Source organism: Meiothermus cerbereus DSM 11376 (assembly GCF_000620065.1).
Classification (GTDB): Bacteria; Deinococcota; Deinococci; order Deinococcales; family Thermaceae; genus Meiothermus; species Meiothermus cerbereus.
Genome location: NZ_JHVI01000008.1, coordinates 83,599 through 109,512, shown reverse-complemented (window position 1 = coordinate 109,512; position 25,914 = coordinate 83,599). Strand labels below are relative to the sequence as shown.

Here is a 25,914-nt window from a genome sequence, read left to right as displayed (position 1 = left end):
ACAACATCGGATGAAGCGTATGCCAGTCTTACCATTTCAATCTAAATTAGCTGCACAGCTGTATGTCGGAATGCGAATCGGGTGGAGCCTGGCATTGGCGCTGTTACTAAACCTAGCTTTCGCCGCTCCTGCCGGCACGGTCATTCGCAACCAGGCCCTGGCATTTGTAAATGGAGAGACATATCTATCTAATGTGGTTGAAACGGTGGTACAGGCGGTGTGTGTGCCCGCCCTAACCCCCAACGGCAGCGTTGGCAGCCCCGCCCAGTACGCGGTTGTACCGGCGGGTGGGTTTGTTTACTTTGCCTACTTGCTGCGCAATAGCGGCAACCAGAGCTTTCCCTTCACGCTGGGCTGGGTGCAAAACAGTGCGCCCTGGGCACCGAGCGCGGTGCGGTTTTATCACGATGTCAACGCCAACGGCAGGCTGGATCCGGGTGAAGCCGAGCTGAACAGCGTAACGCTGGCAGCCGATCAGGAAATCCGGCTGATTTTAGCCCTGCAAACCCCGCCCTCGGCTTCTGGCGACCTGTATATCAGCCCGGTGGCCACCTGTCCCGATGGAAGACGAGACGACGACAACTTTAGTCGGATCAGTATTGGCAGCGGAGCTGCGCTGAACGTGGTGAAGTCGGCGGACACCTCCCTGGTTCGCGAAGGCCAGGAAGTGGGCTTTAGCATCCGGGTGTGGAACCTGGGCAACGCCCGGGCCGAAGGGCCCATTTACGTAACCGACATGCTGGACACCCCCGAACTGCGCGACCTGAGCTATGTGGTGGGCTCGGCCAGCGCAGCCAAGGGCCGCCTCGAGTACAGCGACGGCAGCACCTGGAGCAGCAGCCAGGCCCAGGTGCGGGGCATCCGGCTGGTGTTGGATGGCCTCGAGTCCGGCGAGGAGGCGCTTTTGAGCTTCCGGATGCGGGTGGGTACAGGCACCACGCCGGGCCCCCGGCGCAACCTGGTGACGGTCTCGTCGGCCAGCAACGACGCGCAAGCAACCGTCGAGATCCGACTTGCAGCCCAGTATGCCCACGCCCTGGGGCCCCTGAACAACCCCCAGGCGGTGGGCCCAGACGACCAGCAGAGCGCCCAGGTGCTGGCCGGACAGATATACTGCTTTAGCCACACCCTGCGCAATACAGGCAACGCCCCCGATGCCTACACTTTGGAGGCAACAGGGCTGCCCAGCGGGGTCAGCCTGAACTTCCGTTCGCTGGGTGGTGGCATCCTCTCCCTTCCTGCCAGCCTTCCCCCAGGGGCAGACCTTAACTTTCAGGCCTGCCTGTCCGGGATAGCTGCAAGCACCACTCCCTTCACCGTTACCCTGCTGGCCCGCTCAGGCGCTACCGGCAGCACCGACCCCACCCTCGACCAGGTGACGCAGATTCTGAATCCTTCCTTGATTACCCTGCGCAAGAGCAGCCGCGTAGGTCCCGAGGTAACCCCTGGTGAGCGGGTAGTCTACACCCTGGAAATCGAAAACCCCCTGCCTGTCTCATTTAGCAACGTCGTGGTGGAGGATGTGCTGGACGCCAACCTCGAGTTCGTCTCAGCTTCGGATGGCGGTAGCTATACCCCCTCGAGCCGCACGGTGCGCTGGAACCTGATCCTGGCTGCGAGCAGCACCCGCACCCTGACCCTGGAGGCCCGCGTAGCTGCTGGCGCTATCAACACAGCCATCATCGCAAACCGCTTTAGCCTGCGCGGCAGCGACTTCAGCAACCCGCTGTTTTCCAATACAGTAACCCTGCGCGTACAGGCCACCATGCTGCTCCTGGAAAAGCAGGTGCAGCCCGCACGGGCCAGCGTGGGCGATCTGCTGACCTACACCCTGACGTTGGTGAACGTGGGCCAGGTGGCCCTCACGGTGCGCCTCGAGGACACCCCCGGGGCCGGCCTGATCTATGTGCCGGGCAGCGCCAGCCCCAGCGAGCCGGTTTTACAAGGAAACCAGCTTACCTGGGAAAACGTGACCCTTGCTCCCGGTAGTCGCGCAGTGTTTAGCTACAAGATGCGCATTGGGGCCGGGGCAGGCCGTGAGCTGCGAAATACCGCCCAGGCCACTGGCAGCAGTGGTGGCAACGCCGCGGTAGCCAGTGCGGTGGCCTCAGCGGTGGTGCAGTTGCAGCAGGGGGTCTTCACCCCGCCCCATAGCCTCTTGGGCCGGGTCTTCCTGGACACCGACCGCGATGGCCGCTATACCGCTGGCCTCGACCTGCCGCTGCCGGGCGCGCGGGTGGTGCTGAGCAACGGCCTGCAGACCCTGACCGATGCCGAAGGCCGCTACAGCTTCCGCAACCTGGCCGGAGGATTGTTTGAGGTGATGCTGGATCCGGCCTCGGCCCCCTTCCCGCCCCTCCCCCACCCCGAAGCTCAGGGGGATGGCTACCGGCACCGGGTGCGGGTGGAGGGCCTGACCGTAAGCGACTTCCCCCTCGAGCACCCTAGAGGCCTGGCCCAGGCCGTACGCGAGACCACCCTGGAGTTTGGCCCCTTGCGGGTCGAGAAAAAACTGCTGCCACTGCCGGGCGGGATACGGGTGGTGCTGACGCTCAGCTCGAGCGAAGCCCTGCCCGAGCTGACCCTGACCGATCCCCTGCCCGGCGGGGGCGAACGGGTTTTCCGGTTTGAGCGCTTCCAGGGTCGCGAGACCCTCACCTACGACCTGCCGGGTGGCCACCTGACCGACCCGCAGGTGCGCTGGAGGTACCCGTGATGCGCCCACTCTGGTTTTGGATCTGCCTACTGGCTGGCCTGGCACTGGGCCAGGCCCGCACAGATCTGAAAGGTATTGTGCCCGGAGACCAGCTCGGCTGGGAAATTCAGGAGTTGCAGGCCAGCATTGTAGTACACAAACCCACCCTCCTGAACCTGCAAATCTACTCCCCTGGCTTCGACCCCAACGATTACCGCAGCGCCCTCAAGGGAAAGGAAGAGCTGGGCGACGAGCGCTACGACAAGGGAAAAGGCGAACTCGTCGCGGAGTTCGCGCTGCTGCGGGATGGTCGGGTACTGGCCGAAGAGCGCTTCGGGGTAGAGCCCCACCGCTGGGTGCTCTTCTTTCGGGGCGAGGTTCAGCCTGGCATTTACCTGATCAAGAGCCGCCTGCTGGGGTTGGGCAAAAATGCTTTCCTCTACCGCATCCAGACCAGCGTGCCCCAGGCTGCCGAACTGCTGATAGACCCCACTTTGCAGATTTATGATGTGCGCTCGGCCTCGTACAGCAACATCCGCGGCAAGGACTGGCAGGAGCCCTTTTTGCTCAATGTGAGCCCCGAGGCGCTGCCCCTACGCGTAGGCTTCTACGACGAGGACGGAGCCCAGGAAATGGAAGGCCGGGTGCGCCTCCCGGACGGGCGCATCAAATCGCGCAATGTCTCTGGCGACCGCGAATGGGCCTACTACGACATTCGCCAGCCAGGGCAGATTACCTTTGGCTTCCGCCAGCCCAAAACCGCCCGCCAGTACTCCAACACCATCGGCTTTCGCGTGGACGCCTGTATGGAGGTCGGGCGAGAGGCCTTCCGGGTGGTGGCCCCCCGGCCCGTTAGCGCAAGCGCGGTGGATGTAGAGGGCCGGCCCCTGGAAGTGCCCATCGCCCTCGAGGGCGACAAAGTCCGCATTGTGCGGCTATCCACCCTGCCGGAGGGCTACCGCCTGGTGCGGCTGGAGGTAGAGGGCGGCGAGTACCTAGATGAAATCTCAGCCCGTTTCGGCTGCGGCGGGGGTAGCGCCCGGTACATTCTGGAGCGGCTGGCGTCTCCGCCCGTCACCGTCCTGCCCGCCCAACTGGAACTGGAGGCCGTGCTGGTGCTGCCGGACGGCGAGCGGCCCATTGATTTACCTATACGGGTAGGTGAGCAGGCCATTTCGCTAAGCCAGGGACAGGCTCGAGTGAGCCTGGAGGCAGGCTCCTATAGCCTTGCACCGGTGCTTAGCGGGGCCCGTGTGGAAGGGCCGGGGTCGGTGGTGCTACAAGAAGGCAAGACCCAGAAGGTGCGTTTCAGGGTTTATCCCGAGGTCAAGCTCACCCTGGCAGCCAGCCCCAACACCCTGCGGGTAGGGGAGGAAACCACCCTGGTGGCCCGGGCCAGCACCGATTTTACCCGCCTGCTGCCCGCCGATCTGGAGCTTGATCTACCCCCTTGTTTGGAAGCCCTCGAGGCCCCCCGCCTGGTTTCGCCCATCGCCCAGGGCCGCGAGGCGGTGTTGCAGGTGCGGGCCAGGGCCCTGTGCAAGGCCGAGCCCCTGGTCACCGCCACCCTGAGCCCCTGGGCACAGCAAGCTCAAGCCCTACTGAAGATTGTCCAGCCCGCCACCTTCACCCTGCACAAAGAAGCCCTCACCCCAAGCGCCGCGGTGGGCAGCGAGGCCGTCTGGCGCCTGCGGGTAGCAAACACCGGCGACGAACCGGGCCGGGTGCGCCTCCAGGACAACCTGGCCCCCGGACTGCAAGGGCAGGCGCTGGATCAGGTTGTTGAGCTGGCGGCAGGTGCAGCGCAAACCTTCGAAGTGCGGGCCCGGGTGAGCTTCGAGGCCCCCTCGGTGCTGGTCAACACCGCCCGCCTCTTGGGCGAGGGCGGCCAGACCCTGCGCGAGGCCCAGGCCCAGGTAGCGGTGCTGCGTCCGGTGGCCGAGCTCTCGCGCTCGCTGGACAAGCGCATGGTGGTGCCCGGGGAGGAGGTGGAGGTGCGCCTGGTGGTACGCAACAGCGGCCAGGCCCCCCTGAGCTACACCCTGCAGGACACCTACCCCGAGTGGCTCGAGGTGGCCCAGACCCCAGCGTTCAGCGGCACGCTGCCCCCGGGCGAAAGCCTCACCCACACCTACCGGGCCAAAGTACGCTTTGGCGCCCCTGCCGAGGGGGCTTTCCTGGCTCAGGTGGTGTCCAACGGAGGCAGTCCTAGCGCGCCCGATACCCTAAGGCGCACCCTGCTGCGCCTGGAAAAAACCGCTGAGCCAGCGCGGGTGGTGGTGGGCAACCCAGCGGTGTTTATCATCCGGGTGGGTAACCCCACCGACCACCCGGTAACCCTTGAGCTACAAGAGTCGCCCGGCGAGGGCCTCCAGATGCAGACCACCGAGCGGCTGCGCCTCACCCTGCAGGCCGGGGAGGTGCGCGAGCTGCGGCTCGAGGCCGAGGCCCTGCGGGCGGGGGCACTCGACAACCAGATCACCGTCTTTGTGAACGGCACCCCTGCCGCCTTCCCCGCCAAAGCCACCCTGCTGGCCCTGCCCGTGCTGGAGCCCTACCGGCTTTCCACCGTCACCCTGGATTTTTCCGTTGAAAACATTGCCCAGTACGACCGCCTGCTGCTTACCCACCTACCCCCCGAAGGCGCGACCTATGAGCCTGGTTCAGCCCAGCTGGATGGCCGCCCCCTGCCCGACCCGCGCATTGACGACCAGGGCCGCCTCTTCTTCGAGCTACCAGGCGCGCGGGTGGCGTTGGAGGAGCGGCATCCTCCCGTGCGGCTTGTGGCGGATCGCCCAGGCAGCAAGGGTTTCTCTGGGCAGCTCACCTACCAGCTGCGCCACCGCGAGGCCCTGGGCCCGCTGGCCCAGCCCACCCTGACCCTCCAGGTGGGCGACCGGGAAGTCTATCTGCAAGGCCAGCAACGCTTTGCCGATCTGGAGAAAGCCCGACCGATCATCAGCCAGCAGCGCGATGGCTTTATCCAGGAGCCCCTGCCCGGCACCCTTTTCCGCGCGGACAAGGCGCGGGTGGTGCTGCAGGCCCCCTACGGCCTCGAGGTTCGCCTCACCCTGAACGGCCAGGAAGTAGACTCCAAAAACCTTGGTCAGGCCACCTACGACACCCAGGCCGGCTTTCAGCGCCTGGAGTACTACGGCCTGCCCTTGCAGCCGGGCCGCAACCTGATCGAAGTACAGACCGCGCTGGGCTCGGATCGGGTGGAGGTCTTCCTGGCCGGTAACCCCACCCTCCTGGAGGTACGCCCGGTGCGCCTCCTGGCCGATGGCCGCACCCCGCTGGAGCTAGAGGTGCGGGCGGTGGACGGGCTGGGCCTGGCCTCGGGCTTCGGCCCGCTCACGGTAGAAACCTCCGGCGAACCCCTGGAACCGGACGCTTTCCCGCTGTTGTCGGGGTATCAGGTGCTCCTACAAGACGGTGTAGCCCGGCTGCGCTTCAAGCCCACCGCCACCCCCACCCCACTGCGCCTGCGGCTGACCTTTGGGGAGATAAAGGAACAGGCCGAGTTCTTCGTGCTGGGCCGCCAGACCCAGCTATGGCAGTTCCAGGGCAGCGTGGGCCTGCAGTTGGGCGAGAGCCTCCAGGTGTTTGGCCTGGGACGGGGCTACCTGGAAAGCCCCTTTGCCAGCGGAACCTTGCGGGCGGCGCTGGACGGCTCGCTCCGCTTCAACCAGGGCCAGCCCCAGGTAGAAACCGGCCTGCGCGAGCTGCCCGACCCCACCGGACGCTTCCCCCTAACGGGCTCGGGCCGGGAAGCCACGCTGCCCCTCCGCTCGGATGACCCGCTGGCCCTGCGCTACGACCAGGAAGGCTTCAGCATCGGCTACTTTGCCGACCAGCTCGGCGTCTTTGGCCTAAGTGGACTGCCCCAGGGCACGGCTTTGCGCCTGGAAACCCGCGGCGACCTGACCCTGCAAGGCTTTGCGGGCTGGCTGCCTGCCAGCAGCAAAACCGAAGTGATCGTGCCCGACGGCACCCGCTTCTATAAGCTCTCCGGGCCTGCCGAACCCGGCAGCGAGCAGGTACTGCTCCTGGTTGGGGCCAGCCAAACCCGCCTCGAGCGCCTTAAGGACTACGTGCTGGACGCTGCCAGCGGCACCCTGACCCTCTCCCGGCCCCTCTGGCCCAGCGCCCCCGACTTCCAGCCGGTGCGCCTCGAGGTCACCTACGCCCCCCTGGGCGGAACCCGCGACCTGGGTTATGGGGCGGGGGCCCGCTTTAAGCTGGGCTACTTCAGCATTGGCGCCGGAGCGGCCTACCTGCCGGGCAGTGGCTGGCGCTATGGGGCCGAGGCCCTCTATCAGCAGCCCGGCTTTGGCCTGCGGGCCACCTACAGCCGAGGGACGGCCGAGCGGCTGGGCCTCGAGCTCTCCGGCAAAAACGGCCCGCTCGAGTCCAGCGCCAACCTGACCTACGAGGGCAAGCTCCAGGGCCAGGCCCAGGTGGCCTACAGCCTCAGCGAAGCCGACCGCATCTCCCTGGAACACCAGACCGGCGAGGCCAACCGTACCGGCCTGCTCTACACCCGCCGTCTCTTCCTCCCGGGTGAACAGGCCCGTGAGGGCTCTGTCCCGAGGGGGATCGTCCCCGCCTTCTCGGTAGGGGGCGGGCTGGGCTACACCTGGGAGACCGCCTCGCTGGCGGCCCTGGGGCGCCTGGGCCTCAGTAGCGGCGCCCTCAACAGCGAGCTGACCCACGCCCAGCCCTTCAGCCTGACCCAGATGGCCTCCACCCGCCTGCGGGCCACCTTGGCCTTCGACGCCAACCTCTCCGCCGAGGCCGACCTGGTCCAGACCTGGGGTCTAGGCTTCTCGGGCAGCCTGGGGCTGAAGCAAAAGCTGGGCGGGGCCAACCTGGCCCTTTCCTATCAACTGCCGGGCGCAGCGGGCGAGGGCAACCGGGCCCGCTTTGGCCTCGAGGCCCCCCTGCCCCTCGACGAGCGCTGGAGCCTGAACGCCAGCGCCGGCTTAGAGCAGAGCTTCGCCACCGGCAGCAGCCAGGCCGCCTTTGGGCTGGCCCTGCGCTACCAGACCGAAGCCTTCAGCGCCACCCTGGGGGCCGAGACCGCCCTGGGCAGCCAGCCCAAGCTGGTGCTGCGGGCCGGGGCTACCGGGCAGCTCGACGAGCAGCAAACCCTCTCGCTGGACGCCAACTACCAGGTGGCCCCCACCCTCGAGGGCCGCTTTACCCTGGCCTACGCCCTGCGCGGGCGCGAGGTATCGCTCCTGACCTACCACCGTCTGCAGAGCGGGCCTGAGGCCACCCTCGAGGGCGCCCTGGCCACCAGCTACCACCCGGGCCTCGCCTTCCAGCTTCGCCCCAGCCTGGCCTACCGCCTCAAGCTAAGCGACCCCGCCGGCCACACCTACCAGCTAGGCCTGGGCGCCAACTACTACTTCACCGACTGGCTGGGCCTGGGGGCCGCCGCCTACCACCAGCTCCAACCCGGCACCAACAGCAGCGCCACGGCCTTCTCGCTGGAAGCCAGTCTGCGGGTGGTGGAAGGGCTGTGGTTCAACCTGGGCTACACCTTCGGCGGCTTCGTGGGCCTCACCCCCGACACCGCCCCCGGCCTCTACCTGCGCCTGGACATCTTCGGAGGTAGCCGATGATTTTTGCCCTTCTAGCCCTTGTGCTGCTCTTTGGCAGTGCCTCAGCCCAGGGAGCCTGTGCCTCTCCTGGCAGAGACGGGAGCGCCAACATCTCGGGCACAGTGAACACCTACTACCGGATTAACGCCACGAACGCCACCTACTCGGCGGGCACAACTCCTACCATCCCTCTAACCGGCAAGCGTGGGAACCTGACCCCGAGCTTGGTCCCAGGAGACCTGGTCCTCATCATCCAGATGCAGTGTGCCGACATTGACAGCTCCGACAGCCTCAACTACGGCGATGGGCCTGGCGGCAATAATGATCAAATCGTGGGCGGTAGCGGCTATACCACCTCCGCGCCTGGGGAGTGCCAGGCGGGCCGTTACGAGTTTGTCCGCGCCGGCCCCGGAAGCACGGACAGCCAGCTTGTGGTAGCCTCTCCTTTACAATATTCGTACGCCCACCGGCCAAACCAGAACCTCCGCCGCACCATGCAGGTCATCCGCGTGCCCCAGTACCTGGATGCCACGCTGACGGGTACTGTTACCGCAGCCCCATGGGATGGGTTCACGGGCGGGGTAGTTGTGCTGGACGTGGCGGGGAGGCTGAATCTGAATGGGCAAAGCGTAAACGTAGACGGCCTCGGTTTCCGGGGAGGAGGAGCTAGGGCACGGGCTTCCGATGACCCCCGGGAGCGCTTCGCTTGGGCTACAGACAACAGGCATGGCACTAAGGGAGAAGGCATTGCTGGGACTCCCAGGTTTGTCAGTGAGAAGCGGGATTTAGGTTCAGGAGGGACCACAGTCACCGACCTCGGCTCCACCTGGGCCGGTTACCCGGGCGGGGACTTTGCGCGGGGGGCACCAGGCAACGCCGGAGGTGGGGGGACTTACTGGAATAGCACCTCCGATAACGGAGGTGGTGGAGGTGGTGGCAACGGGGGTCCCGGCGGTCGGGGAGGCGCGGGCTGGAGGGCAGCAGGGTATACCGGGATAAATCCGGATTACGGCAACCTTACAGAGAAGAAATGGGGCTTCGGAGGAAGCCGCTTCGCTGAAGCCAGTATTGCGAGACTGGTGATGGGTGGCGGCGGTGGCGCAGGGGACAACAACAACAACTCAGACCCCGGTTTGTCCAGCGGTGGAGCAGGTGGCGGCATTATCCTCCTTCGAGCAGGAAGGCTAACCGGCGCGGGAACGCTTTCCGCCCGCGGGGCTCGAGCTCCCGACAACCCGCTTAACGATGGAGCTGGGGGAGGCGGTGCTGGGGGAAGCGTCTTGGTCTTCGCTGGAAGCCACGACAGCCTCTCCCTCACCATCAATGCCCAGGGGGGGCGGGGCGGTAACGCCTGGTGGAGCACGGCATCTGGCGTAGTCCCTCATGGACCTGGTGGTGGCGGAGGGGGAGGTGTGGTCGTGCGGAACGTGCCCGCTACAGTAGATGTGAGCGGGGGATTGCCTGGGGCTACGAGAAACAACACCAGTGGTGTTGACCAAAATCCGAGGGATGCGGGCACCCACCCTGAGCATCCTAGTACTACTACCATTGGTCCCCACGGGGCGCGTGCTGGTAGCTTAGGTCAAAATATCTCTTTCGCTTCCTATACCGACGACTCTCCGGGACAGAATGCAGGGTATAGGTGCGCTACTCCGACGCTGGCCTTAGCCAAAGCTTCTACGGATGTGAATGGCTCGCCCCTACAGCTAGGGGACATACTGGAGTACACCTTAACCGTGAATAACACAGGAAGCGGCTATGGGGTCAACGTTCAGCTACAAGATCCTATTCCTCCTGGCACCACCTTTGTCTCTGGCTCCCTCCAGTTGGTAAGTGGGCTCGCTCCTAGCAGCCTGACCTACAACAGCACGGCCAATAGGGTAGAGGCCTCTTGGGCAAGCTTTCCCCCTGGGCAGAGCGCGATAATACGGTTCCGGGTACAGGTGGGTGCTGGCCCTGCGGTTACGAATACTGCCACAGTGACCTACACAGACCTTCTGAATCGTTCCTACCCGCCTTCCCAAGGAACCGTCACCGACTCGGTCTTAGTGAGCTACACCATTTCCGGCCAGGTCTACCACGACCGCCAGCCCAACGGGGCCAAGGACGCCGAGGACTGGTCGGACGGGGCCACGGTCTACGTGAAGCTGGTCCAGGGAACCACCGTACTGGCCGTGCAGACCGTAAGCGCGGGCAGTGGGGCCTACAGCTTCAGCGGGGTGGCCCCCGGCAGCTACACCCTGGTTTTGGACAACAACGCCTCCACCGCCGACACCACCCCCACTCCGCCCTCGGGTTGGCTCTTTATCAACCCCGCAGGCGGCAGCCGGAGCGTGACCGTCTCCAGCACAAACGTTCTAAGTCAGGACTTTGGCCTCTTCCACGGGTTCCGGGTGGAAGGCCGGGTCTTCTACGACGATGGGGAAGGCGGGGGTAACGCAAACAATGCCCTGCAGGATGGCGGCGAGCGTGGGGTGGGCAGCGTATCCCTCACCGCCGGTGATGGCTCTTCCACCCGCACCGCCACCACCGACGGCAGCGGTTTTTACCGGCTTTACATCCCCGCCAGCTTTGGCAGCGTGACCCTTTCCCACCCCATACGTCCGGCCACCGGGCGTAACGACGGCAGCGTCGCCAGCCAGGTTGCTTCCTGGGCCGATGCTACCAGCCTCACCTCCTCCGGCGCGGTGGTCAGTCTGGGTTCCGCGGCTACCCTGGCCGGTGCCACCTATGTGCGCAACTTTGGGGTGGTGCGGCCCTCCCTGCTCTCCCCTGACCAGTCCGGGCAGGCCACCAGTCCAGGGGTGATTACCTATGCCCACCAGTTCAGGCCGGGCACCCTGGGCAATGTCACCCTCTCGCTCGCACCCACCCAGTTCGGCTACCAGGTGCGCCGCGATGTAAACTGTGACGGCGATTTCGATGACGCAGGCGAGGGTTTCCAGGGGCTACCCCTTTCCTTCAGCGTAGACGCCACCTGGCCCCGGCAGCCGGATGGTAGCCTGCGGGGGTGTGGCCTTGAAGTGCAGGTGATCGTACCCGCCGGCGTCAGTGCGGGGCAGGTGGATCTGGCTCCCTTTGCCCTCAGCCTAACCTGGGCCAGCAACCCCGCTGTGGTGGAGTCTCGCAGCCTTACCGACACCACCACGGTCATCCGCGGGGGCGAGCTGCGGCTTACCAAGCAAGCACGCAACCACACCAAGAACACCCCCTTCGCCAGCAGCGCCCAGGGCCGTCCCGGCGAGGTATTGGAGTATCGCATCGAGTACCAGAACATCGGCAGCCAGCCCATCTTCAACGTGATCCTCTTCGACCCGGTGCCCTTCTTCACCACCCTGGTGCAAAACGCCTACGGCGGCAGCGGCGAGGTGGAGTTGGTCTGCCCCAATGGCACGGTGGTGCGGCCCGACTTGGGCCCCGTGAGCAACCTCAGCCTGAACCTGGCTGCGCTCTGCACCCTGAGTACCGCGCCCCTCCCGGGGGGTGGCAGTGCGCCCGCGCTGCTGCCGGGACAGGGGGGCTTCTTTGTGTACCGGGTGCAGGTGAACTAAAAACCAATCCCATTCCAGAAGCCTGAGCGGGTTTGGCCTTAAACTGGTAGCGTGCTGCTGCAAGACTTACACGAGTCGTTGAACGTTACCTGGCATACCCAGGGCGGGTTTAGAGTCCCGTGGAACTACGGCGAGGTGGAAGCGGAGCTCGAGGCCCTCCAGCACGGTGCGGCGCTGCTGGACTTCTGCGAGTACGGTCTGCTGGAACTCAAAGGCCCCGACCGCACCAGCTTTCTACACAACCAGTGCACCTCCGACATCCGCTCGATGCTGCGGGATGGCTGGCTCGAGACCCTCTTCCTCAACGCCAAGGGCCAGATTGAACACCTGGGCCTGGTGCTGCACTTAGGCGAATCCTTCTGGATTAGCTCGCCCACCGCCCAAGCCCTGGCCAACCGCTTCCGCAAATACATCGTCTTCGATCAGGTAGAGATTGAAGAGCTGCCCTGGTCGCTGCTGCGTCTGCAAGGCCCAGAAGCCGAAGCCATAGCCCAAAAGCTTGTTTCCCTCCCCCCACGCTGGAGCCTGCGCAAAGACCCAGAGCTGGCACTGGCCCGCGACGAGTTTGGCCTGTGGCTTTTAGTGCCCACCTACGAGGCCTCCCGGCTAGCCCAGCGGCTGCTGGAGGCTGGAGCCACCCCGGTGGGCCGCGAGGCCTGGCACATCTGGCGGGTCGAACGCGGGGTAGCCGATCTGCCGGAAGCCCTGGGCGAGCTGCCGCAGGAGGTGGGCCTGGCGGGCCGGGTCAGCTATAAGAAAGGCTGCTACCTGGGGCAGGAGATTATGGCCCGGCTCGAGGCCCGGGGCAACACCCGCTACCAGCTAATGGGCTTGCTGGGCCAGAAAGAAATCCCCAGTGGGGCCGAGGTCTTCCGTGAGGGCCGGCCCGTCGGTCGGGTCGGTACCTCGGTCGAATCGCCTACCCACGGGGCCATCGCGCTGGCGTTGCTGCGCAAAGAGCTGGCTCCGGGGGATCAGGTGCAAATTGAGGGCTGGTCGGCTACAGTTTCAGGCTTACCCATGCGCTAAAAAGATTTCCCTGCCCCGCTACCGGCTCGTATGATGGAAGGGCAGGCCTTTGACCTTTTTCAAAAAATGTTGTAATGTATAGGAGTTATTATGTCTATAGCAGAAATAATCGGCGTGGGGGATGAACTGCTGTACGGCGAAACCGTAGACACCAACACCTCGGAGATTGCCGTCAGCCTTCAGCCCTATGCTGTGGAGATACACCGCACCCTGCGGGTAGCCGACAACCTGGAAACCCTGGCCCAGGAAGTGCGTCAGGCCTGGGGAAAGGCGCGTCTGGTGGTGCTTTCGGGGGGCCTCGGCCCTACCCCCGACGACATCACCCGCGAAGCTATCGCCGCTGCTTTGGGCGAGGAGCTTTTGCTCGACCAAGAGGTGCTGGAGTGGCTGGAAAAGTTGTTTGAAGCCAGGGGCTGGAAGATGCCCGAGGTCAACCGCAAACAGGCCATGAAGATTCCCTCGGCCCGCTGGATTGCCAACCCCAGGGGCACTGCACCCGGCTGGTGGGTGCACCAAAAGGACAAAGACCTGATCTGCCTGCCCGGCCCACCCGCCGAGTGGCGGCCCATGTGGGCCGAAGTCCTGCCAAAGCTGGGGCTGCCGCAAAAACCCTACCGGCAGCTCACCTTCAAAACCTTTGGCCTGGGCGAGTCGCGCATTGTGGAGCTGCTGGGCGACTTGTTCAGGCGCAATGGGCAAGCCCAGGTGGGCACCTACGCCAAGATGGACGGGGTGGCGGTGGTGGTGCGGGGTGAGCCAGGCCAGGTAGAAGCGCTCGTCGCGCAGATTCGGCCCCTGCTGGGTGAGGCGGTCTGGGGACAGGACGGCGATACCCTGCCTGCGCTGGCCTTAAAGCTGCTGGAGCGCCAAAAAGCCACCCTGGCGACCCTCGAGTCCATGACCGGGGGGGTCTTGAGTGCGTTATTAACGGGGGTCTCGGGGGCCTCCCAACACTACCTAGGGGGCCTGGTGCTTTATAGCCCGGCGGCCAAGTCGCAACTCCCCATTCCCCCGGAGGTCGCAGCCCAGCACGGCGTGGTTTCGTCGGCCTTTGCCGAGGCCATGGCCGCTGCCGCCCGCGATATGCTCGGTGCGAGCTATGCCCTCTCGACCACCGGCGTGGCCGGGCCCCAAGAGCTCGAGGGCCAGCCGGTGGGTACCCTGTTTGTGGGCCTGGCCAGCCCGGAAGGCGTGAAGTCCAGGCACTTCCGCTTGCCGGGAGCGAGCCGCGAGATGTTGCGCCAGCGCGCAGCCCATGCCGCTCTGGCCTTTCTGGTAGGTGAGCTCAGGTGAGGCTCTTTTACGCCATCTTCCCCCCACGCGAGGTACAAGCAGCCCTCAGTCAAGCCCAGGAAAAGCTGCGGGGCTACAGGGGCTGGAAGCCAAGCCCGCCCCACCAGCTCCACATCACCCTGCTTTTTTTGGGCGAGCAGCCACCCGAGCGCCTGCCGGAGTTCCGCCGCATCGGGCGCGAAGTCGCGGCCAGAGTCAGGGCGTTTGAGGTGGAGCTGGGCGGCACCGGCTACTTCCCACCCAGCGGCTCCCCCCGGGTCTGGTTTGTCAAGGCCAGTGGCGAAGGCCTCGAGCTCCTCGCTGCCGCCTTGCAGCAGGCCCTGCCCGACCTAAAGGCCGCACCTTTCAAGCCCCACCTAACCCTGGCCCGCAAAAAAGGCCCCGCCCCCCGCGTGGGGCCCCTGCTGATGAATATTCGGTTCCATGCCAAAGCAGTATGCTTGGTAGAGTCAAAGCTGGAGCGCTCGGGTTCGCAATACCGCGTTTTAGAGCAGTTTCCGTTAGGTTGAACGGTATCTAGCAGTAGGAGCATATATGGATAAAGAAAAGCAAAAAGCGTTGGAAGGGGCCCTGAAATCCATCGAGAAGCAGTTCGGCAAAGGGGCCGTGATGCGCCTGGGCGAGGCCCCACGGCAGCAAGTGGACGTGATTTCCACCGGAAGCCTGGGCCTGGACATGGCCCTGGGCATCGGGGGAATTCCCAAAGGGCGGATTATCGAAATTTATGGGCCGGAGTCGGGCGGCAAGACTACCCTGGCCCTCTCCATCATCGCCCAGGCCCAGCAGGCGGGAGGGGTAGCAGCCTTTGTGGACGCCGAGCACGCCCTCGACCCCACCTATGCCAAAAGCCTGGGGGTCAACATCGACGACCTCTTGGTCTCCCAGCCCGACACCGGCGAGCAGGCCCTGGAAATTGTGGAGCTTCTGACCCGCTCGGGCGCCATCGACGTGATCGTGATTGACTCAGTAGCGGCGCTGGTACCCCAGGCCGAGATCGAGGGGCAGATGGGCGACGCCTTTGTGGGTATCCAGGCCCGCTTGATGAGCCAGGCCCTGCGCAAGCTCACGGCGGCGCTTTCCAAAAGCAACACTGCCGCCATCTTCATCAACCAAATTCGGGAAAAGGTAGGGGTTATGTACGGCAACCCCGAGACCACCCCCGGCGGGCGGGCCCTCAAGTTTTATGCCTCGGTGCGGCTGGATGTGCGTAAGCAGGGCCAGCCTATCAAGTCGGGCAACGATGCGGTGGGCAACCGGGTGCGGGTCAAGGTAACCAAGAACAAACTGGCCCCGCCCTTCCGCGAGCACGAGATCGAGCTGTACTTCGGCAAGGGCATTGACCCGCTGGCCGACCTGGTAACGGTGGCCATCGCCACTGAGGTGATTGATAAATCGGGGTCCTGGCTTTCCTATGGCGAAACCCGGCTGGGCCAGGGCAAGGAGAAAGCCGCCGAGTTCCTTAAGGGCGAGCCGCGGCTGGTTCAGGAGATACGCGAGAAAGTTTTGGCCCAAGCTGGTAAGCTATCGGTATTGGCAGCCCCCGCAGAGGACGAGGCGTCTTCTGAGGTAGTTGCCGAGGCATAAACTGCTTGCTAGGTGGGGTTCTCCCAGTATGAAGGGCCAGGAAGCCATTGTTCTGAGAATATGCCCGGTGGTATCTCACCGGGTCAAGGGGCAGCTTGGTGTAGAGCTTGGTAATGGTCTACCTCTGGTTTGGCGTGGGACTTGGGCAAATCTGGTCACGGTTCTTATCTCTGCTGCACTGGGTGTGCGGGGCAGGTTATACAAAACAACCCAGCCTGGTATACCGGCGGGGAGCAGGAACCGTTCAGCGCAGGGGTGTGCCTAAGAAAGTCAACAAACGTATTTAGCCAATCGCCAATCAGACCTGAAACTGTGGGAACCTCCTTGCAACCCCTGGAGGTACTGATGGTTTTTAATCCCCTGGACTTGATTCTCACACTAATCGTGATTGTGCTGGCGGTGGTGGTGGTGGTGCTGTTGCAGCGCATCAACCGCCAGACCGACGTTAGCAAAAGCGAGCTCGAGGCCGCCCGCCACGAAGCCCAGAAAACCCTGGAAGCCGCCCGTCGCCAGGCCCAGGCTGCCCTCGAGCAGGCCCAGACCCAGGCCCAGGCCCTGCTCGAGACCGCCCGTGCCGAGGCCCAGAGCCTACGGCAAAGCGCCCAGAGTGAGGTGTATAGCCTGCGGCAGAGCACCCAGGCCGAGCTCGAGCGCCTGCGTCAGCAAGGTGAAGAACGCCTGCGTCAGCAGCTCCGGGAAGAGCGCGAGCGCCTGCAAGCCAGTCTGCAGGCCGAGCGTGAGGCCCTGACGAGCGAGCGCGCCTCCATCCAGGCCGAGCGCGAACGCCTGCAAGCCGATCTACAGGCCAGCCGGGCCGAACGCGAGGAGCTCAAACGCGAGACCGAGCGGCTGGCAAGGCGGGGCGAACAGCTCGATGCCCGAGCCGCCAAACTTGACGAGCAGGAAGAAAAGCTCGACGCTCTGGAAAAGGCCCTCGAGGCCCGCCAGGCCGAGCTGGCCCAGCGCGAACGGCAGATTGACCTCAGGCTCCAGGAGGTAGCCGGGATGAGCCGGGAGGAGGCCCAGCGCCTGCTCTTGTCGCGGCTGGACGCCGAGCTGGAAGAAGAAAAGGCCTTGCGGGTTAAGGCCAACCTCGAGCGCATCCGGCTCGAGGTCAAGCGCGAAGCCCAGAAGCTGCTGGCCCAGGCCGCCCAGCGCCAGGCCTCCGAGACCGCCGCTGCGCTGGCCGTCTCGGTGGTGCCCATCCCCTCCGATGCCATGAAGGGCCGCATCATCGGGCGCGAAGGCCGCAATATCCGCACCTTCGAGGCCCTCACCGGGGTAGACTTGATCATTGACGACACCCCCGAAGCGGTGCTTTTGTCCAGCTTCAACCCCATGCGCCGCGAGATTGCCAAAATGGCCCTCGAGCAGCTCGTGGCCGATGGCCGCATCCACCCCAGCCGCATCGAGGAGGTGGTGGAGAAGGCCAAAAACGAGATGAAAACCTTCATCTACGAGCGCGGCGAGGAAGCCGCCCTCGAGGCCGGGGTGGTGGGCCTCAAGCCGGGGCTGGTGCAGCTTCTGGGCCGGCTGCACTTCCGCTCCTCGTATGGTCAGAACGTGCTCAAGCACTCGGTACAGGTGGCCCACCTGACCGGCATCATGGCCGCCGAGCTGGGCCTGGACGCTGCTTTGGGCCGCCGGGCCGGGCTGCTGCACGACCTGGGCAAGTCGGTAGACCGCGAGATCGAGGGCACCCACGTGGAGATTGGCATCACCCTGGCCTCGCGCTTTGGCGAACCCAAAGAGGTCATCGACGCCATCGCCCACCACCACGACCCCGAAAACGGCGAGACCCTCTACTCGGTGCTGGCCGCCGCTGCCGACGCCATCAGCGCGGCCCGGCCTGGCGCGCGGCGCGAGAGCCTGGAAGAGTACATCCAGCGCCTGGAGCAGCTCGAGCGCATCGCCCTTTCCTTCCCCGGTGTGGACAACGCCTTCGCGGTGCAGGCCGGGCGCGAGGTACGGGTCATCGTCAAGCCCGACCGCATCAGCGATGCCAAAGCCACCCTGCTGGCCCGCGAGATTGCCGGGCGCATCGAGCGCGACATGAACTACCCCGGCCAGGTACAGGTCACGGTGGTGCGGGAGAGCCGGGCGGTGGAGTACGCGAAGTAATTAGACAGACTGTCCATTGCTATCCAGGGCCCTGGCTCCTACCATAAACCTATCTGGGCCCAAACCCACTCTTTATTCCTAGCCCACAAGGAGGCAGCACATGGCAGTCAAGGAACCCCAAGTCACCCTCAAGCGTGTTTCGCACTGGATTGGCGGCAAGTTGGTCGAGGGCCAGTCTGGGCGCTCGGGCATCGTTTGGAACCCGGCCACGGGGCAGCAGCAGGCCACGGTAGACTTCGCCTCGGTGGAAGAGCTCGACGGGGCGGTGGCCGTAGCCAAGGAGGCCTTCAAGAGCTGGCGGCAGACCCCCCTCTCCCGCCGGGCCGAGATCATGTTCAAGTTCCGCGACCTGGTGGACCAGAACCGCCGCAAAATTGCCGAGCTGATTACCCTCGAGCACGGCAAGACCCTCCCCGACGCCCTGGGCGAAGTGGCGCGGGGCCTGGAAAATATCGAGTTTGCTACTGGCATCCCTCACCTCTTGAAAGGTGGCTATTCCGAGCAGGCCAGCCGGGGGGTGGACGTGTACCAGATTCGCCAGCCGCTGGGGGTGGTGGCGGGCATCACGCCCTTCAACTTTCCCGCCATGGTGCCCATGTGGATGTTTGCCAATGCCATCGCTTGTGGCAACACTTTCATTCTGAAACCCTCGGAAAAAGACCCCTCCGTAAGCCTTTACCTGGCCGAACTCTTGCAGCAAGCCGGTCTACCCGATGGGGTGTTCAACGTGGTGCAGGGTGACAAGGCGGCGGTGGACCGCATTCTGGAGCACCCCGATATCAAGGCCGTTAGTTTTGTGGGCTCTACCCCGGTGGCCAAATACATCTACCAGACCGGAACCAAAAACGGCAAGCGGGTGCAGGCCCTGGGCGGGGCCAAGAACCATATGGTGGTGCTGCCCGACGCCGATATCGGCATGGCCGCCGACGCCGCGGTGAGTGCGGCCTACGGCTCGGCGGGCGAGCGCTGCATGGCCATCTCGGTGGTGGTGGCGGTAGGCGACCCAACCGCCGACGCGCTAATTGCCGCCATCCGGGAGCGGATGCCCAAAATCAAGGTGGGGCCAGGCCTCGAGGAAGGTGTGGAGATGGGCCCCCTGATTACCCGCGAACACCGCGACAAGGTGGCCTCTTATATTGAAAACGCCCCCAGGGAAGGGGCCACCGTGGTGGTGGACGGGCGGCAGGACCCCGTCGCCCAGTCCGAAGGCTTTTTCTTAGGTGCCAGCCTGCTGGACCAGGTTAAGCCCGGCATGAAATGCTACGACGACGAGATTTTTGGCCCGGTGCTCAGCGTGGTGCGGGTCAAAACCTACGACGAGGCCCTCAAGCTCATCAACGACCACCCCTACGGCAACGGTACAGCCATCTTCACCCGCGACGGTGGGGCGGCCCGGCAGTTCCAGTTCGACGTGGAGGCCGGCATGGTGGGCATCAACGTGCCCATCCCGGTGCCGGTGGCCTACTACAGCTTTGGCGGCTGGAAGGCCAGCCTGTTTGGCGACCTGCACATGTACGGCCCCGAAGGGGTGCAGTTCTACACCCGGGCCAAGGTGGTGACCAGCCGCTGGCCCGATCCCAGCACCAGCAAGGTGGATCTGGGCTTCCCGCAGGTGCGCTAGGATACAGAATGTGCAGACCCTCCCCGCTACTGGGGAGGGTTTTTGTATTATCCAAGCAATGCCCTACGACCCCGACAGACACCATCGCCGTTCTATTCGACTGAAGGGTTACGACTATTCGCAGGCCGGGGCCTATTTCGTGACCATCAACATCCACCAAAGACGCTGCTTATTGGGCGAGGTGGCGGATGGGAAAGTCTACCTCAGCCCGGCTGGGAAGATGGTTTTGGCCCTATGGGAGGCCATTCCCTCGCATTACCCAGGCGTAGAGGTGGATGCCTTCGTAGTGATGCCAAATCACATACACGGAATTATCGTGCTAAAAACCCCCGTAAGGGCGGCCCCCTGTGGCCGCCCTGACCCCTGTGGCCGCCCTGACCCCTGTGGCCGCCCTGACCCCCGTGACCGCCCTGACCCCCGTGACCGCCCTGACCCCGAACCCCCGCTGGCAAATCAACCCTGCCCCGTTAACCCGCTATCGCTGCCGGGGGATGGTGGGCAGGCATTGGGGCAAGCACGGGAGCAGGCACGGGGGCAAGCAATGGGGCAGGCACGGGAGCCTGCCCCTACGGGGTTACGGTTGGCAGACATTGTGGGGCGGTTCAAATCTCTGACAACACGGCGCTACATCACGGGCGTGAAGGAACTGGGCTGGCCTCCGTTCGACGGCCACTTCTGGCAACCCAACTACTACGAGCGCATCCTGCGAGACGAACACGAACTGAACATCCGCCGCCATTACATTGCACAAAATCCTCGGCGCTGGAGCAAAGATCGCGAAAACTCAATCGGGTTGTGACCAGGACTACCCCCTAAACACCCGCTTCACCTTGTCCCAGAAGCCCTCGGGCGCAACTTCTTCGCCCACCTCATGGGCATATTGGCGCAGCAACTCGCGGGCTTTTTTGGACAGGTGGGTGGGCACGGCAATCTGGGTAATCACCTGCAGCTTGCCCCGGCTGCGGCTGCCCGGGTGGGGCAAACCCTGGCCCTCGAGCTCGAACACTTCGCCGTCGTGGGTGCCGGGGGGTACGCTGAGCTCGAGCTCCCCTTCCAGCCCCGGTATATGCACTTTGGCCCCCAGCGCAGCCTGGGCCAGCCCCAGCTTGAGTTGGTAAATCAGGTTGGAGCCTTCGCGCCTGAGGTGGGGGTGGGGCTGAATCTGCGGGCGGACGAACAGGTCACCGGGCCCACCCGGCCCCAGGTTGCCCATGCCCGAAACCCGCAGGAGCTGGTTTTCGTCTATGCCGGCTGGCATGTTGACCTGAATCTTCTCTTTACGCCGCACCCGGCCCTGACCTTTGCAGCTCGTGCAGGTCTCGGATAGGGTGTAGCCCCGGCCCCGGCAGGCCGTACAGGGAACCTGGGCCACCATGTTGCCAAAAAAAGTGCGCTGAACCTGCTCGAGCGTGCCCCGGCCCCCACAGGAGCGGCAGGTCTGGCGCTTACCCCCCTGCCCGTGGCAGGTTTCGCAGGGTACCAGGCGGTCGTACTCAATTTGCTTCTCGGCGCCGTACAGCACGTCCACCAGTTCCATCTCGACCTCGACCTCGAGGTCTTCACCACGGGGCGCACGGCCCGGCCCCCCCGGCGTGCGAAAACCAAATACCTGCTCGAACAAATCGAAGATATCGCCAAAGTTGCCCCCAGCGCCCCCCAGTCCACCCGGCGTAGCAGTACCGTAGCGGTCGTAGTTGGCCCTTTTCTCGGGGTCGGAAAGCACCGCGTAAGCCTCGTTAATTTGCTTAAACTTCTCCTCGGCTTCCTTGTTGCCGGGGTTTTTGTCGGGGTGGTACTGGAGCGCCAGTTTGCGATAGGCCCGTTTGATCTCATCGGCGCTCGCGTTCCGGTCGACACCCAGGGTTGCGTAGTAATCGTTCATCGAAGTTTAGTCTACCAAGCTTAGGTATTTTTCTTGTGGCTTTGGACACCAGCAAACCCAAAAACCGCCTGGATTTGCCCAGGGCCACAGTTTTATAGGGCTTCGGGCCGTGCGCTTTGACAAAGCGCATATGCCCCTGTATATTCAGGCCAGATGCGATTCTCCGCTCGAGCTACCCTCTAACGGCGCTCTTCTTCGGAAGAGGCCGTAGGGGTTTGCCCAGCGGAGAATCTTTTTGTTTGGAGGAAACGCATGGTTCTCTTGACGCCCGGCCCCACCCCCATTCACCCCAGGGTGCAAACCGCCCTGGCCAAAGAGATGCGCGGCCACCTCGACCCCGAGGTGCTGGCCACCAACCGCCGCATCCGCGAGTATCTTAACGTTTTGTTCGACCCGGGCCAGGGTGCGCTGCTGGCTGCCATGCCCGGTTCGGGCAGCCTGGGCATGGAAGCCGGCCTGACCAACCTGGCCGACGAAGGGGACGCGGTTTTGCTGCTGGTTAGCGGCACCTTCGGCGAGCGCATGGTGGAAATTGCCCACGCCTATCAGTTCGACTACAAGGTGCTGCGCTCCGAGCCGGGCCACCCCATTGACCCCCAGGCTGTAGCTGAGGAACTAAACCACCGCCCCTACAAGCTGGTGGCCCTGGTACACGGCGAGACCAGCACCGGTGTGCTCAACCCGGTCGAAGAGATTGCTGCTCTGGTACAGGCCCACGGGGCGCTTTTTATGCTGGATGCGGTCACCACCGCCGGCATGATGCCGCTTTCGATGCAAAAACTCGGCATAGACTATGCCTTTACCGGCAGCCAGAAATGCCTCTCGGCCCCGCCTGGGCTGGCGCCTTTTGCCCTTTCACAGCGCGGGCGTGAGTGCTTGGGCCAGGTGCGGGGCTGGTACTCCGACCTGTCGCGGGTAGCGGTGTACTGGGAGCAGGAAGGCTACTTCTGCACCTCGCCGGTGCTGCTGCACTACGCCCTCGAGGAGGCCCTCAAGCTGGCCCTGGAAGAAGGCCTGGAAGAGCGGCAAAAGCGCGCCGAAACCATGTACGCCACGGTGTTGTCGCTGCTGGAAGAGCTGGGTTTCAGCGCCTACGCCGCCCAGGGTGCCCGCCTGCCCACGGTGCTGGTGGTGCGCCCGCCCCAGGGCCTGCACGAAGCCGAAATTCGCAAGGGGCTCTATGCCCGCGGGGTCTCGGTGGCCGGGGGCATTGGCCCCACTGCCGGAAAGGTGCTGCGTCTGGGATTAATGGGCGAAAGTGCACGGATTGAACACTACCAGGTGTTCTTCAGGGCGCTGGGCGAGGTTTTGGGCAAGAGCGGCCTCGAGCGGGCCTTCGAGGAGCGGGTGGGCCTGGTGGCCTTCTAGCGCGCGGTGTCCCTGCGTAAACCAGCGCAGCGCATGGGGTTTGAAGCATCAGTGCTGGGTCAGGTAGTAGTGTGCGAGTTCCCCCTCGAGCTGCACCAGCGCCTGTTGGAGGCTCCTACCTTGAAGGGGTAGCACGCCATAAGCCCGTATCACCAGGTTCTGCCGGATACGGCGGAAGACCGCCTGGGCACCCTCGAGGCTGCTGCCCTGTAGCACAATCAGGAACTGACCCGGCTTAAGCTCAAACACCATATCCGGCTGGCGCAGAAACTGCAACAGTTCCGTGCCAGGCTGCTCGCTGCGGGTGTGCAGCAACAAGAGCGTAACCGGTCGCACCGCCGAGAGGGTCTCGAGGCTTGGGGCCAAGACTTGCAGAGCTGAATAAGGCAGAACCCCCCCATCATGCCGAAAACCCATCTGCATAGGAGAAGGCAACCCCGGCACCTCACGCCTGAGCAAAAAAAACAGCCCCAGCAAAAACATCACCCCCCCCATCAGGCTTGCCACCGCCGCCACCGCCACCACGTCCTCGGGTACCTGGGCCAGGTCGCGGCTGGCAGCCACCGCCAGCACATTGCTCATAAGGCCCAGGCCCAGCACCCAAAACAAGCGCACCTGTGGGCCCAGCGGCACCCGGGCATACAAGCTGGCAGCCGCAGCTAGAATCAGGGCGGCCAGCAAAAACACCAAACCGGGATAAATGCTCTCTTGCCGGGGGAATAACCACAAAGGCAACAGGCCCAACAGGACAAAACCCCAGGGCAGCAGTGATAACCACATAGCCCATAGCATACGGCTATGGCCCCAGGTGGCCTACCAAGAATGACCATCGGAGAAGGGCAATGCTCTAGAGGCCGCATTTCTTCCCTCGCCCCAGCCCCTCTCCCAGGGGTAGAGGGGTTCCCGCTCGGTTTTGGGATCCGTGTCATAAGTGTTCTCCGCAACGTTCGGCCATCTGCAATGCGACGCTGTATTGGGGGATCGATTTTGAACAAGCACAACCAGCTATCCCCCTGCTCTAGTACAATTACGCTGTGAGCATATCGCCTCTGGCCGAACGGATACGCCCAACAAACCTGGATGAAGTGGTGGGGCAGGAACACCTGACCGGGCCAGGAAAACCTTTGCGGCGGATGACCGAGACCCGTCGTCTTTCTTCCTTTATTCTGTGGGGGCCGCCCGGTACCGGCAAAACCACCCTGGCCCGGCTGATGGCCCAGGGGGCAGGACAGGAAATAGTGGCGCTTTCGGCGGTGAACGCCGGAGTCAAGGACATCAAGGAAGTGGTGGCCAAAGCCCAGACAAATGGCAGCCTGGTGCTTTTCCTCGACGAGATACACCGCTTCAACAAGTCGCAACAGGACGCGCTGTTGCCCTACGTCGAGTCGGGTCTTCTGACCCTGATTGGGGCCACCACCGAGAACCCTTCCTTCGAGGTGAACCCGGCGCTGCGCTCCCGCGCCCGGGTTTACCTGCTCAAACCCCTGGACGAGGAAACCACCCGCAGGCTCCTGGAGCGCGCACTGCAACACCCCGAAGGCCTGCAAGCCCGAGCCGACCCAGAAGCCCTGAACCTGATTGCCCAGGCCGCCATGGGCGACGCACGGCGGGCCCTGTCGGCGCTGGAACTCGCCGCCAGCCTGGGCGAAGGCCGCATTACCCTGGCCACGGCCCGCGAAGCTCTGGGCAGCGGCACGCTCAACTTCGACAAGGGCGGCGAATACTTCTACGACCTGATCTCGGCCCTGCACAAGTCGGTGCGCGGCAACCATGTGGACGCGGCCCTCTACTACCTGGCCCGCATGGTTGAAGGCGGCGCCGACCCGTTGTACCTGGCCCGCCGACTGGCCCGCATGGCCCTGGAGGACGTGGGCCTGGCCGACCCCAACGCCCTGCGCCTGGCGATGGCCGCCAAGGACGCCTACGATTTTCTGGGTTCCCCCGAAGGCGAGCTGGCCCTGACCGAACTGGTGGTTTACCTGGCCCTGGCTCCCAAGTCCAACAGCGTCTACGTGGCCTGGAAAAACGCCCAAAACGCAGCCCGCAAGCACCCCGACGCACCCATCCCCCTGCACTTACGCAACGCCCCCACTGCGCTCATGGAGCGGCTGGGTTACGGCAAGGGCTACGCCTACTACCACGACGACCCTGAGGGCAGCTTTGCCCAACAGTACCTGCCCGAAGCACTGGAGGGCCTAAAGCTCTACCAGGCTACCGGAGAGGGCTGGGAAGATAAGGTGCGCGAGCGCTTGAAGGCCTTGCGGGCGCGTTTTTCCCACAAACGCAAAGGGAACCCCACATAAAAAGCTCCAGAGGTTATGACCCTCTGGAGAACACCCATTAAATTTTTGGCGGGCCGTGAAGGATTCGAACCTCCGACACCTCGTTTTGGAGCCCTTAAGTTTCACCGACACCCCAGATTCTGTTGTCCTGGACACAAGAATCAGCCCGTACCCTAATCCGAGATGCAGTATACGACTGTCTGTCTACGCTTTCAAGCTCGGTAAGCTGGCCCTGTTCTACGCGGATTATCCGGTCGGCTATTCCGTGGATAAAGCTTCGCTTGTGGCTGGTATACTGCCGGTCTCCAGCACTGCTTCCCTGATGTACCCAGCCTGGGCGGTGTGTGCGTTCAATCTCCTTGTCCCTCAGGACCTCATAGCCTCGCTCACCGGGCAGGAAAGCGTAGACCTCGAGCGCTCGCGCACCTTTGGCGTCGGACTCGTACAGGACGACCAGCAGAGCCGTGCCGTGCTTGTAGCAGCGCTCCACCTTGCCTCGGCTAAAGCGCACGTTCTCCTCGGGCACAAGCCTGCCCGTCACGGGGTCATACCTGTTGGCGTATGCACGCACCACCTCGACCTTGAGCTTCTTACCGCCACCCCGGATAATGCCGTCGTAGGGGGCCACGCCCTCGGTGAGCTCGATGGTCACCTGGTCCTCAAGACCGCCAATCCACCCTCCCGCAATTAGCGCGCGCACCATCGCTCGCATAGCCAGTTCCTCAGAGCCTTTGCTGTTCTGGTCGTACTTACTGTAGTATGTTTTCATCAACGTACCTGATAAAGAAGCCAAACCCCCTCGCTGGCAGCGAGGGGGTTTGCGTTGTGCAGGCTACAGGCCGTTAGCCTCTAGCCTTTAGCCTATGGCCGGTAGTCGCC

At 64.1% G+C, this 25,914-nt stretch carries 15 protein-coding genes and 1 pseudogene; 13 read left to right on the top strand and 3 right to left on the bottom strand.

Going from position 1 to position 25,914, the window contains the following annotated elements; genetic code table 11:
* Positions 1–70: 70 nt before the first annotated feature.
* The 11 genes and pseudogenes from Q355_RS0103420 (at position 71) to Q355_RS16650 (ending at position 20,302) form a co-directional block, all read left to right on the top strand.
* Positions 71–2,716, top strand: coding sequence for a DUF11 domain-containing protein (locus tag Q355_RS0103420; RefSeq protein WP_027876502.1), 2,646 nt, complete (start codon positions 71–73; stop codon positions 2,714–2,716).
* Positions 2,716–8,325 (top strand): DUF11 domain-containing protein, encoded by a 5,610-nt coding sequence (locus Q355_RS0103415; protein ID WP_051529286.1) that lies wholly within the window; start codon positions 2,716–2,718, stop codon positions 8,323–8,325. Before Q355_RS0103420 ends, Q355_RS0103415 begins: the two co-directional genes overlap by 1 nt.
* A pseudogene (locus tag Q355_RS17250) lies at positions 8,322–10,283 on the top strand (DUF11 domain-containing protein); the annotation flags it as partial. The gene Q355_RS0103415 and the pseudogene Q355_RS17250, both read left to right, overlap by 4 nt.
* Entirely contained in the window at positions 10,284–11,855 is a 1,572-nt protein-coding gene (locus Q355_RS17075) for an SdrD B-like domain-containing protein (protein WP_051529285.1), read from the top strand.
* Positions 11,856–11,906: 51 nt separating this feature from the next.
* Entirely contained in the window at positions 11,907–12,884 is a 978-nt protein-coding gene (gene ygfZ, locus Q355_RS0103405) for a CAF17-like 4Fe-4S cluster assembly/insertion protein YgfZ (protein ID WP_027876500.1), read from the top strand.
* A gap of 90 nt (positions 12,885–12,974) precedes the next feature.
* Entirely contained in the window at positions 12,975–14,177 is a 1,203-nt protein-coding gene (locus tag Q355_RS0103400) for a CinA family nicotinamide mononucleotide deamidase-related protein (protein WP_027876499.1), read from the top strand.
* The gene (gene thpR, locus Q355_RS0103395; RefSeq protein WP_027876498.1) at positions 14,174–14,686 is read left to right on the top strand and encodes an RNA 2',3'-cyclic phosphodiesterase; all 513 of its coding nucleotides are present in this window, start codon (positions 14,174–14,176) and stop codon (positions 14,684–14,686) included. Before Q355_RS0103400 ends, thpR begins: the two co-directional genes overlap by 4 nt.
* Before the next feature lie 25 nt (positions 14,687–14,711).
* Entirely contained in the window at positions 14,712–15,761 is a 1,050-nt protein-coding gene (gene recA / locus Q355_RS0103390) for a recombinase RecA (protein ID WP_027876497.1), read from the top strand.
* A gap of 345 nt (positions 15,762–16,106) precedes the next feature.
* Complete coding sequence (rny, locus tag Q355_RS0103385) at positions 16,107–17,882, top strand: ribonuclease Y (protein WP_027876496.1); 1,776 nt, start codon at positions 16,107–16,109, stop codon at positions 17,880–17,882.
* Positions 17,883–17,982: 100 nt separating this feature from the next.
* Positions 17,983–19,503, top strand: coding sequence for a CoA-acylating methylmalonate-semialdehyde dehydrogenase (locus tag Q355_RS0103380; RefSeq protein WP_027876495.1), 1,521 nt, complete (start codon positions 17,983–17,985; stop codon positions 19,501–19,503).
* Positions 19,504–19,561: 58 nt separating this feature from the next.
* On the top strand, positions 19,562–20,302 hold the full coding sequence (locus Q355_RS16650; RefSeq protein WP_027876494.1) for a transposase: 741 nt from the start codon (positions 19,562–19,564) through the stop codon (positions 20,300–20,302).
* Between the two features lie 6 nt (positions 20,303–20,308).
* Here the strand turns inward: Q355_RS16650 and dnaJ are convergent, their stop codons facing one another.
* A complete protein-coding gene (gene dnaJ, locus Q355_RS0103370) occupies positions 20,309–21,385 on the bottom strand; it encodes a molecular chaperone DnaJ (protein WP_027876493.1) in 1,077 nt (358 codons plus the stop codon).
* A gap of 252 nt (positions 21,386–21,637) precedes the next feature.
* On the opposite strand from dnaJ, the gene Q355_RS0103365 reads away from it, so the two are divergent.
* On the top strand, positions 21,638–22,753 hold the full coding sequence (locus Q355_RS0103365; protein ID WP_027876492.1) for a pyridoxal-phosphate-dependent aminotransferase family protein: 1,116 nt from the start codon (positions 21,638–21,640) through the stop codon (positions 22,751–22,753).
* Between the two features lie 48 nt (positions 22,754–22,801).
* Here Q355_RS0103365 and Q355_RS0103360 read toward each other — a convergent pair whose 3' ends face one another.
* On the bottom strand, positions 22,802–23,533 hold the full coding sequence (locus tag Q355_RS0103360; RefSeq protein WP_245597472.1) for a diguanylate cyclase: 732 nt from the start codon (positions 23,531–23,533) through the stop codon (positions 22,802–22,804).
* A gap of 260 nt (positions 23,534–23,793) precedes the next feature.
* On the opposite strand from Q355_RS0103360, the gene Q355_RS0103355 reads away from it, so the two are divergent.
* Entirely contained in the window at positions 23,794–25,056 is a 1,263-nt protein-coding gene (locus tag Q355_RS0103355) for a replication-associated recombination protein A (RefSeq protein WP_027876490.1), read from the top strand.
* A gap of 94 nt (positions 25,057–25,150) precedes the next feature.
* On the opposite strand, the gene Q355_RS0103350 is transcribed toward Q355_RS0103355, so the two are convergent.
* Entirely contained in the window at positions 25,151–25,804 is a 654-nt protein-coding gene (locus Q355_RS0103350; protein ID WP_027876489.1) for a type 2 periplasmic-binding domain-containing protein, read from the bottom strand.
* Between the last annotated feature and the right edge of the window lie 110 nt (positions 25,805–25,914).